This window comes from Thalassovita litoralis (assembly GCF_900182725.1).
GTDB lineage: Bacteria > Pseudomonadota > Alphaproteobacteria > Rhodobacterales > Rhodobacteraceae > Thalassobius > Thalassobius litoralis.
Genome location: NZ_FXTO01000040.1, coordinates 20,753 through 31,358, shown reverse-complemented (window position 1 = coordinate 31,358; position 10,606 = coordinate 20,753). Strand labels below are relative to the sequence as shown.

At 61.7% G+C, this 10,606-nt stretch carries 11 protein-coding genes and 1 pseudogene; 2 read left to right on the top strand and 10 right to left on the bottom strand.

Annotated features, from left to right (window positions below; genetic code table 11):
• Nucleotides 1-89: pseudogene (locus FN828_RS18410) on the top strand (IS5/IS1182 family transposase); the annotation flags it as partial.
• A gap of 9 nt (nt 90-98) precedes the next feature.
• Here FN828_RS18410 and FN828_RS18405 read toward each other — a convergent pair.
• Nucleotides 99-863 carry an FAD-dependent monooxygenase gene (locus tag FN828_RS18405; protein ID WP_142494831.1) on the bottom strand — a complete coding sequence of 255 codons (765 nt, stop codon included), beginning with the start codon at nt 861-863 and terminating at the stop codon, nt 99-101.
• 69 nt (nt 864-932) lie between these two features.
• Here FN828_RS18405 and FN828_RS18400 point away from each other — a divergent pair, with 69 nt between their 5' ends.
• Entirely contained in the window at nt 933-1,631 is a 699-nt protein-coding gene (locus tag FN828_RS18400; protein WP_142494830.1) for a helix-turn-helix domain-containing protein, read from the top strand.
• A gap of 4 nt (nt 1,632-1,635) precedes the next feature.
• On the opposite strand, the gene FN828_RS18395 is transcribed toward FN828_RS18400, so the two are convergent.
• From FN828_RS18395 to FN828_RS18355, 9 genes are all read right to left on the bottom strand, one after another.
• Nucleotides 1,636-2,505: an isocitrate lyase/PEP mutase family protein gene (locus tag FN828_RS18395; protein ID WP_142494829.1), complete on the bottom strand. Its 870-nt coding sequence runs from the start codon at nt 2,503-2,505 to the stop codon at nt 1,636-1,638.
• Nucleotides 2,506-2,511: 6 nt separating this feature from the next.
• On the bottom strand, nt 2,512-3,786 hold the full coding sequence (locus tag FN828_RS18390; protein ID WP_142494828.1) for a TRAP transporter large permease: 1,275 nt from the start codon (nt 3,784-3,786) through the stop codon (nt 2,512-2,514).
• Nucleotides 3,783-4,280, bottom strand: coding sequence for a TRAP transporter small permease (locus tag FN828_RS18385; RefSeq protein ID WP_142494827.1), 498 nt, complete (start codon nt 4,278-4,280; stop codon nt 3,783-3,785). Before FN828_RS18385 ends, FN828_RS18390 begins: the two co-directional genes overlap by 4 nt.
• 64 nt (nt 4,281-4,344) lie before the next feature.
• Nucleotides 4,345-5,337 (bottom strand): TRAP transporter substrate-binding protein, encoded by a 993-nt coding sequence (locus FN828_RS18380; RefSeq protein WP_142494826.1) that lies wholly within the window; start codon nt 5,335-5,337, stop codon nt 4,345-4,347.
• A 97-nt stretch (nt 5,338-5,434) separates the two neighbouring features.
• Complete coding sequence (locus tag FN828_RS18375; protein ID WP_142494825.1) at nt 5,435-6,109, bottom strand: adenosylcobinamide amidohydrolase; 675 nt, start codon at nt 6,107-6,109, stop codon at nt 5,435-5,437.
• A complete protein-coding gene (locus tag FN828_RS18370; protein ID WP_142494824.1) occupies nt 6,106-6,864 on the bottom strand; it encodes an ABC transporter ATP-binding protein in 759 nt (252 codons plus the stop codon). Before FN828_RS18370 ends, FN828_RS18375 begins: the two co-directional genes overlap by 4 nt.
• Nucleotides 6,861-7,844 carry a FecCD family ABC transporter permease gene (locus FN828_RS18365; protein ID WP_142494823.1) on the bottom strand — a complete coding sequence of 328 codons (984 nt, stop codon included), beginning with the start codon at nt 7,842-7,844 and terminating at the stop codon, nt 6,861-6,863. Before FN828_RS18365 ends, FN828_RS18370 begins: the two co-directional genes overlap by 4 nt.
• On the bottom strand, nt 7,841-8,743 hold the full coding sequence (locus tag FN828_RS18360; RefSeq protein WP_235891531.1) for an ABC transporter substrate-binding protein: 903 nt from the start codon (nt 8,741-8,743) through the stop codon (nt 7,841-7,843). The genes FN828_RS18365 and FN828_RS18360 overlap by 4 nt, the downstream gene beginning before the upstream one ends.
• The gene (locus FN828_RS18355; protein WP_142494822.1) at nt 8,667-10,475 is read right to left on the bottom strand and encodes a TonB-dependent receptor plug domain-containing protein; all 1,809 of its coding nucleotides are present in this window, start codon (nt 10,473-10,475) and stop codon (nt 8,667-8,669) included. Before FN828_RS18355 ends, FN828_RS18360 begins: the two co-directional genes overlap by 77 nt.
• Nucleotides 10,476-10,606: the final 131 nt, after the last annotated feature.

Here is a 10,606-nt window from a genome sequence, read left to right as displayed (position 1 = left end):
GGCGGCGGGTCGCCACCCGATATGACCGCTGCCCCGAAGTCTTCCTCTCGGCCATCGCTCTCGCCGCAACAGTCATGTTTTGGTTATGAGTCCTGAGCCTAATCAATCCGCCAGATATCATCCGGTTGGCGATGGATCAGCACCGTTCCACCGGGGCGACAGGCCGGATCGAACAGCGCGCGCCGGATGGTCGGGTAATCGTGGTCCATCTGCACATCGGCGATCACATAGCGGCCTTCGTAATTCTGCCCCTTCAGCCGCAACCCGCGCAAGGACCGGATCGGGCTATGCGCCCCGTCCGCCGCCAGCACCCAATCCGCAGGCAGGACATAGCTGCCATTGGCATCGGTGATGCGCAGTTCGACCCCGTCAGCCACATCCGTCAGATCAGTCAATTCCGAGGTCCAGCGCAGATCAATCAGATCATTGGTCGCAACCGCATCATACAGATATTGTTCGATATATTGCTGTTCCAGATTATACATCGGGCGGTATTTTTCATCCGCGCTGTCGGGCATCTGGAATTCCAGAACCTGCTGCCCCCGGTAAAAACTGCGCCCGGTGGTCCAGCCCAGCGATTTGTCCAGAAATGCCTGAACCGCCCCGATCTGTTCCAGAATGTAATAGCTTTGCCGCGCGATACAAATTGCCCTGCTGCCATCGTTGAATGTGTCCTTACGATCCAGCAGCACCGACCGGACACCGTATTGCGCCAGCGTCAGCGCAGCGACCATCCCCACCGGGCCAGCCCCGACAATCGCCACCGGGGTGCGGGCGTCCAGCCTGTCCCGCGCGGTGGGGGCGTGAAACTTCGGATAGGTGAAATAAAGCGAATCCAGTTCGTCCCGTCCCTTGGGGCGCATGGTGTATCCTCTGTCCTGTTGCTTTTGGATTTCTATACAGGGTCAGGGCGGCGTGATAAGTCCCATCAAATGGGGGACAAGACCGCATCCTTTGAGTTGATTGAAACCTGTCTGGCCCGGCTGGGGCGGGACGGATTTCTGACGCCCTTTCTGACGCTGTCGGAAGCCGCCGGGGCGGCACAGATCATGGTGTTTTCCTATGCGCCGGATCACGCCGCTTGCCTGTTGTCACGGAATTTTCGGGCCGGGGCGCTGGGGGCGCAACTGGCGGCGGATTATCTGGACGGCTGGTTTCTGGATGATCCGCTATATACGCAGGTGATGCAAATGCAGGCGGGCGACAGCCAGACCGCCCGCTTCGATCAGCTACGCCCCCGGATGCGGCCCGAATATCGTACCCGGTTCTTTGATACCCCCGATCTGGCAGGCAAGGCAGCGGTGCTGATCGCCGGGGATCGGCTGAAACTGGTGGTGAACCTGTATTGGGACGCCAATACCACCGCGATGCCGGACCTGTGTCCCCTGCTGGCGCGTCTGGCGCTGATACATTTTGAAACCCGCCCCGAACACAGCTTTCCCGAACCGCTGGCGGTGCTGTCGGATCGGGAACGCGCTGTTTGTCTGGGAATGCTGGCGGGCAAAAAGGCCGAACAGATCGCCGCCGATCTGGATGTCGCGCCGTCCAGCGTGATCACCTATCGCCGCCGCGCCTATGCCAAGCTGGGGATCAATTCGCGCGGCAGCCTGTTTGCCATCTGCCGCGCGTGATTGCTTAGCGTCGTTCGGCGTAGCGTTTTTCTTCGTTGAAATAATCGTCAAACCCGATCCGGGTTTTCATTTCAGCAAAGGACATCAGCATGTCCTCGGGCGGGGTGCCGGTTTTGAACGCTTCCAGCGCACCCGTCATGGCTTTCATCGCCGCCGCCATAATCGTCAGCGGATAGGCCGCGATCTTGAAGCCCATCGCTTCCAGCTCTGCCGGGGGCAGCGCAGGCGTCATACCGCCTTCGACGATATTCGCCATACAGGGCGCATCCAGTTCCGTGCAAACACGGCGCATTTCCGCTTCGTCCCGAGGTGCTTCGACAAACAGAATATCCGCGCCCAGACGGCGGAATTCAGCGGCGCGTTCGATTGCCTCGTCCAGCCCGTGATCATGGCGGGCATCGGTGCGGGCAAGGATCAGAATGTCATGCCCTTCGGCACGGGCATCGGCAGCGGCACGGATACGCTCGAACGCCTCGTCCCGGCTGACCACGGATTTCCCGGCGGTATGCCCGCAGCGTTTGGGCGATACCTGATCTTCGATCATCACCGCCGCGAAACCGGCTTGGGCGAACCCTTTGACCGTGCGCTTTACGTTCAGCGCATTGCCATAGCCGGTATCGCCATCGCCGATCACCGGAATGGACACCGCGTTACAGATATTGCGCCCCTGATCCAGCACCTCGGCATAGGACATCAGCCCGGTATCCGGCACCCCCAGACGGGCGGCAGCGGTGGCGAAACCGCTCATGAAGCTCAGCGGGAACCCCGCCTGTTCGATCAGCTTTGCCGAAAGCGGATCGAAACAGCAGGGCATGGTGATCAGGCCGGGTTGCGCCAGCAAGGCGCGCAGTTTGTCAGGTTGGGATTGTGTCATGTCAGCTCAGAGTTTGAAGGGAATATACAGCGCCAGATCGGGCCAGATGTACAGGAATGCCGCCATCAGCAACATCAGCAGCAAGAAGGGCAAGGTGCCGCGTGCCACATCGCCCAGCTTGGACTTCGTGACGGACTGTATCACATACAGATTCAGCCCCACCGGCGGCGTGATCAGGGCGCATTCCACCATGATCACCATGTAAATGCCAAACCAGATCGGATCAAAGCGCATTGCCATTGCAGCAGGCAGCAGAACCGGCGTCATGATCAGCACCATCGACAGCGCCTCGAACACCAGCCCCATCAGCAGCAACACCACCGACACCACAAGGATCAGCCCCAGCGGGGTCGTGACCCAATCCGCCAGAAAGGTCGAAATATCCTGTGGGATGCGATACAGCGTGATCGCCTTGCCGAAAATCTTGGCCCCTGCGATGATCAACAGAATGGCCACCGTAGTAGACATGGCTTCGACCATCGCCTCCCACAGCTTCGCCCATGTCAGACTGCGCAGGATGACGCCGGTGATGATCAGCGCCACGGCAAAACCAATTGCCGCCGCCTCGGTCGGGGTGAAGGCACCCGAATAGATACCGCCCAGAATGACCGCCGCCAGCACCACCGACGGCGCCGCCCGCAAGGTCGCAGCCCAGCGTTCCGCCCAACTGGCTGCCGGAACCGGGGTATAGCTTTGCAGGAACCGGGCTGACACCACGGAATAGATGATGAACAGCGCAATCAGCCCCAGCCCCGGCCCAATCCCGGCCAGAAACAGCGCGATCACGGATTCTTCGGTCACAAAGCCATAGATGATCAGCGGGATCGACGGCGGGATCAGAATACCCAGCGTCCCGCCCGCCGCCAGCAGGCCATAGACAAAGCGTTTATTATACCCGCGCGAGATCATTTCAGGCGCAGCCACGGTGCCAATGGTCGCCGCAGTCGCCACCGAACTGCCCGAAATCGCCGCGAAAATCCCGCAGGAAATAATCGTGGCCACGGCCATCCCGCCCGGCCAATGCCCGACCCAAGCCTGCACGGCGGCGAACAGGTCACGCCCGACGCCGCCCTTTAGCAGGATATTGGACATCAACAGGAACAAAGGCACCGCCAGCAGGATAAACCCATCCATCGTGGACAGCATCGCCTGCGGGGCCATCAGGGGCGAAAAGCCCCCCAGATACAGCATGGACAGGCCGATCATGCCCAGCGAAAACGCCACCGGCACGCCGATCAGCAGCAGCGCAAACAGCGCAATCAGGATAATGACAACGGTCATTCCAAATGCCCTTCTTCTTCGGGGATGTCCCCGTTTAGCGCCCGCCACAGGCAGGTCACACAGGATAGCGCCAACAACGCAAACCCCGCCGGAACAGATGCTTCGGGCATCCACGCGGGCAGGTCCAGCATCGTGCCGGTTGTGCGACCGCGTTCAAAACTGTCCAGAAAAATGCCATAGCCATAGATCAGCACCACGACGGCAAAGACCAGAATGACCAGCAAGGACAGGATTTCTGCGATTTGCTTGCCTCGCTGCGGCAATTGCGACGTGATCGCATTCACCCGGATATGACGCCGATGGCTCAGCGCCCAGCCCATCGCAATCGGACAGGCCCAGATCAGGCACATCTGGCTTAGCTCTGCCGCCCAGATCGTCGGCGCGTTGAAGAAATACCGCGCCACCACTTCGTAGGTCAGCATCACGCCGCTTAGCGTCAGCAGCACCGCCGCCAGCCACGCAGTTGCGGTTTCAATGACGGAAACAACACGCATTCCAGCCCCCTATTGAAAACCGCCCCCCGCCATACCGGCGAAGGGCGGCCATCGTTTAAACGGATCAGAAACCCTGTGCCGCTTCCAGCATGGCCTTACCGGCATCGCCGGTTTTGGCCAGGAACGCATCATAGACGGGCTGCGATACAGCCTTCCACTCTGTCAATTCCTCGGGGGTCGGGTTGTAGATCGCCATGCCATGTTCCTTGGCGGACGCATAGGCACGCGCCTCGATCGCTGACATTTCATCGCGCACTGAATTTTCTGCATTTTTCGCAGCCGCCGAAATGATGGCTTTATGCGCGTCGGGCAGCTTTGCCCACCAGTCGTTATTCACCACCACGATAAATTCGATATCGGCGTGGTTGGTCACGGTGATGGTATCCATCACTTCCCACAGCGAACGCGATTGCACACCCGATACGCCAGTCATGCCGATGTCCACGGTCCCGCGCTGATAAGCCAGATATTGTTCGGACCCGGAAATGATCGTGGGCGCACCGCCCGCCGCAGTGGTGAAATCACCCAGCGTTTTGCCGAACACGCGGACTTTTTTGCCCTTCATATCTGCCGGGGTTTTCACCGGACCGCCGTTGGACAGCATCACCGCCCCGCCATAGGCCTGCCACCACAGCACGCTTGCGCCGGTTTCGGCAATCGCCGCATCAATCGGGCCACGCACCGGGCCATTCGGGTCCACGGCTTTGCGCACCTTGGCTTCGCTATCCAGCAGGAACGGCTGATAGAAAATATCCACCATCGGAATATCGCCCACATAGCGCGTCAGCGATGCCACGCCCGCCTCGATCGCGCCCGAACCAACAGCCTGAGGAACTTCTTTATCTTTATACAGTTGCGCACTGTCATAGATTTCCACGGCGATGTCCCCGTTCGAGGTCGCCTCGACCTCGTCCTTGAACATCTTCAGGTTCTGGCCAAGGTGGCTTTTCAGGGGCAATTGCAGCGAAATCCGCATGGTCGTTTCCGCCGCCTGAAGCGCCAGCGCACTGGCGGCAAAAAACGCGGCCGAGGCGAACCCGGTCAAAATCTTGTTCATTGTGTCCTCCCAATTTTATGGATGGCACAGTTGCGGAATAATCATCCGAAAACAAGACATTATCGGAACTATTGTCGCTGCACTGCAGCAACATCCATCACAGGTTTCCAGACAGCCGCAACCCCGGCCCCGCAGCGCCGGGGGATGTCATCCAGTCCCGCGCACCTTGCAGGACAGCGTCATACACCGCCTTGCCCAAGGCATGACCTGTTTCCGTATGCAGCCCCGCATAGGCATCCGCCCCTTCGGGCGCGGCCACTGCGATGCAATCGGTGCCTGTTCCCGTGGCGCGGCCTGTGGGTAGCTCCAGCCCGATGTCCATCACCGCCGCCGTGCGGGCCTGCGTGGCGATGCTGACCGCCTCTAACAGGCCGGTATCTGTCAGCCCGGTGGACAGGCGCACCGCCACGTTGATCGTTCCCCATGCCGACGGATCACGCGGAAACCGTGTGCCCACCCGTTCGGCATTGGACAGCCCCACCGTCGCCACGGCCTGCGCCGTCACGGCCCCAACGCGGGCCTGCACCTGCGTGACCGCCGTCACATCACGCGAGGTCAGGAAACACACCGCATCCAACGCCTGACGTTCGGCCAGAACGCCGCCCAGCCAGCCATATACATCCAGATCGCGCGGCAGGTCGGCATTGCGCACCTCGCGCCACAGAATGCGGCGGGCGTGAACCAGTCCGGGCCGGTTGATGGCCCAGCTAAGCACCCGCATATCCGCGCCCAGATCGAATTCCACCCACGGGCGGGCAATATGTATGGTCATCGCACCACCTCTAACGGTTGGAAAACCGGGCCTTGCGGGGTTTGCGCGAAATGCGCGGAAATCCCGAAATGATCCCGCAGGTTATCCGGCGTCAACACTTGTTCGGGTGTGCCATCCGCCTGCACCCGTCCCCCGGCCAGCAGGATCAGCCGCGAACAATGCCGCACCGCCAACCCCAGATCGTGAATCGACACCATCACCGATTTGCCCTGTGCGGCGATGTCCTGAAAACACTGCATCGTGGCAATCTGATGCGCCGGGTCCAGTCCCGCAATCGGTTCATCCGCCAGCACCAGCGGCGTTTCCTGCGCCAGCGTCCGGGCAATCAGGGCGCGGGTCTGTTCCCCGCCCGACAGCCGCGTGGCAGTACGGTGGCGCAACGCTTCCAGCCCCATTTGTGCCAATGCGCGATCAACAGCGGCACGATCCGCCGCCCCCACCGCCTGCCCCGCCCCCAGATGCGGGATACGGCCCAGTGTCACCAGCACTTCGACTGTGACGGGCCACGCGATTTCGTGGTTCTGCGGCATCCACGCGGCATGTCTGGCCCGCACGCGCGGTTTCATGACCGCCAGCGAACTGTTCCCCTGCGCCGGGATCAGCCCCAGCGCCGCCCGCATCAGCGTGGTTTTTCCCGCCCCGTTCGGCCCGATCAAGCCCACCACCTGCCCCGGCTCCACCGACAGGCTGACATCCCGAAACACCGGGCGGTTGCGTAGTGAAACCGACAAATCACGCAGGTGCAGCAGCGTCATGCCTCGGCCCTCCGGGTTTTATAGATCAGATGCAGGAACAGCGGTGCGCCCACCAGCGCCGTCAGCACGCCCAGTTTCAAATCCTGCGTCGGCAGGATCAGCCGCACCGTAATATCGGATGCCAGCACCATCACCGCCCCACCCAGCGCCGACGCCCAGACCAACCGCCCCGGACGCGCCCCCACATAGGGGCGCAGGATATGCGGCACCACCAGCCCGACAAAGCCGATGGCCCCCGCCACGGCGGTTGCCGCGCCTACGGCAGCGGCGGTGCCGATCACCAGCTTCAGCCGCAAGCGGGTCAGGTTAACGCCCATCGCCTCGGCCGCGTCTTCGCCCAGCGTCAGCGCGTCCAGCCCGCGCGGCAGGCTGGCCAGCAGCAGCCACCCCAGCGCCATCAGCGGCAGCGCCAGCCAGACATGGGTCATCGACCGATCCGCCAGCGATCCCATCATCCAGAACACGATTTCATTGGCGGCAAACGGGTTGGGCGACAGGTTCAGCACCAGCGAACTAAGCGCCGAAGCCAGCGACGAAATCGCGATCCCCGCCAGGATCAGCGTCAGCGACCCACCACGCGGCCCCGCCAGCGCCATCACCAGAAACACCCCCGCCAACGCCCCCGCCAGTGCCGCCAGCGGCAACCCCAGCACAAACGCCGCCGATAATCCGGTATGAATCGCCAAAACCGCCCCCAGCGCCGCCGAACCGGACACACCGATTAGCCCTGGATCGGCCAGCGGATTGCGCAGATAGCCCTGCATCCCCGCCCCGGCCATGCCCAGTGACACCCCGATCATCAGCCCCAGCAACGCCCGCGGCAGGCGAATTTCCCGCATCACCATGCTAAGCGGACCATGATCATCGGAAAATAACGCCGACAGGCTGCGCCCCACTGGCGCCCCTGCCGGGCCGATCACCAAAGACGCGGTAAACAACACCGCCACGGCCAGCAGCAAGAACAGGATCAGGCGTTTCATTCGGCGCTCTCCACGCGATGACGCAGCGCGACCAGATCGGCCACCGCCCGCAGGACATAGGGGGTTCCGCATAACCAATCGCTATCCGCGACCGATCCGGTTTCCCGATCTTTCTGTAACGCCCGGATCACCGGATGATCAAGGATCGCCTCGGACCGCGATTGGCCGGGATATTTCGCGCCCGTCACCACCGCTTCGGGCTGCATCATCACCAGCACCTCTAGCGGCAGGTTGCCGCCGCGCGATTGCCCGGCCTTCACGGCGGCATTGTCAAACCCCGCCGCCAACAGGATCTGCCCCGCCAGCGTTTTATCCCCGGTGGTATAGCCATTGGCGTAATACAGCGCCGCCAATGGGCGGTTCTGCACGTTTTCACGCAACACGCCCAGATCAGCATCGAACCGCGCCACCAGCGCCGCCGCCCGGTCCTGTTGGCCCAGCGCCCGCCCCATTTGCAACATCCGTTCGCGCACATCCGTCAGCGAATAGGCCGGCAGGAAAACTTCAACCCGTTCGCCCAGACGTTTCAGCATATTCACCGTCGCCACCCCGGTATAACGCCCGGACAGCACCAGATCGGGGTTCAGCAGATAAATCTCTTCGGCCTGCCCCTGATTGCGCGGGAAACTGGCGGCCTGTTCGGCCATCGCACTGCTGCGCTGGTCGGTCGACAGATAAGACAGCGAAACGATCTGCCCCGGATCAGCCAGCAACATCGCCAACTGATCCGTACACAGATTCATAGACACAACCCGGCGCGGGGCCGGGTCGGCCTGTGCCGCTGCGCCAGTCAGGACCAGCGCAGCCAGCAGCGATATGACCTTAGAAGGACGCACGAAGCCCGAAATAGAACGCGCGGCCTGACGTGGCATAGCCTGCGGCGGTTTCGTAATCTTCATCGGTCAGGTTCTCGATCCGCAAATAGGCTTCGGACGTGTCCGACAGCTTATAGGCCATATGCGCATTGACCACGGTATAATCCGGCACTGCGCCGATGGTATCGGTGCGATCCGCCACATGGTTCAGGCTGACACCGCCGCGCAGCTTTGTGCCCAGTTCGGCATCCACGCCGATTTCCAGATCGTGACGCGGCACCCGCATCGCCTGCACCCCGGTCCCGTCTTTGGCATCGGTCAGCGTATAACTGGCCACCAAGTTCACAGTATCCGACAATGCGTATTGCCCCGACAGTTCCAGCCCCTTGGCGGTAAAGTCCTGCACCTCGTAGCAGCCGAACCCGCTGGCGCAGCGCACAGACGCGCCATCCCAGAACACCTGCCCGTCAATATCCGTCTGGAACAGCGTCGCCCGGATGAAATCGGACCCGCCAAAGCGTTTTTCCAGACCCAGTTCATAGCTGGTGGATTCCTCGGGCTGGAACGCCGGGTTCCCATAGACCGAGGTCAACTGGTACAGGCTGGGCGGTTTATAGCCCGTCGCGGCCTGCGCCCGCAGGATCAGATCGTCCTGAATCCGCCACGCCAGTGCAATCCGGCCCGTGGTCTTGTCCGAGAAATTGGAATGATCGTCATGCCGGACCGAGGTCACGATGTCCAAGCGATCAGTCGGGGTATACACGGCTTCGGCAAAGACCCCGGTGATTTCTGCCGTGGCTCCGGCAGCTTCTTCGCGGGTGTTATCCGCCCCCAGATGCATAGCCAACACCGGCCCCAAGTCAAAGCTGGCCTTGTATTCCAGTTTCTTGCGGTCGCCCTTGAACGGCGTGTCAAACCCGTTCGAGCTGCTGATCCGGTCCGTTTCAAAATAGCTGTAAGACAGCGCGTGGCTGACCGCCCCGGTCATGAATTCCGAAAACAGCCGCACGCCCTTGGCTTCGCGGGTGTTGGTTTCGTCATAGGGTGCGGCACCGTCGCCCCCCCATTCGTCAAATTCACCTTCGGCATCCAGATAGAAGGCCGACAGCCCGATCAGCGCGGTATCGCTCAGGTGATACACCGCCCGCAGATTGACCAGCGTTTGCTCATAGCCGTCATCCTCGGTTCCCGCAGCATTGGCAGAAAACCCGTCTGTCTGCACGCGGCTAAGCGACAGGCCCAGTTCGGTCCGGTCGTTCAGAACACCCAGCGACAGCGCCGCGCGGCGGGTGTTATAGGTGCCGTATTCCACCATGCCCTGTCCCGAAACGCCCTGTTCGGTCGGCACCCAGCTTTGCATCGTCACCACGCCGCCCACGGCGCTGACACCATAGCGTGCCGATTGCGAGCCTTTCAGCACCTCGATCCGCGACAGGTTGCTGCCGGTCATCCCGCCCCAGTCGAACCCGTTGCCGCTGCTGGCCGGGTCCGCGATGTCGATCCCATCCAGCAGAACCGGCACATATTCCCCACCAAGTCCGCGAATACGCAGGTTGGTTGCCGTTCCCAGCCCACCATTGGAGGAGGCCGAAACCCCCGGCAGCCCGGTCAGGTAATCCGACACGCGCGTATCCGCCGCGCGGTTCAGATCATCCTCGGTCACGATCTCGACCGTGGTGCCGGACCGTTCCAGCGCGGTTTCATCCTGATTGGCAGAAACGGTGATCTGCCCCAGATCAATGACCTCTTGTGCAAAGGCCGGGGCGGTGGTCAGCGCCAACAGGGCGCAGCTTGTCAGCAAATGGGTCCGATTCATTCGGTTTTCCCCTTCGTTCACGGCCCGATGGGCCGCCGTGGTTCAGTAATGTCCTGAAGGGATTACCCCCTCCGCAGACGGTGAGATCGTCACCACAAACGGAAGGTCCGTTGCCCAAAGCGCACCCCGCG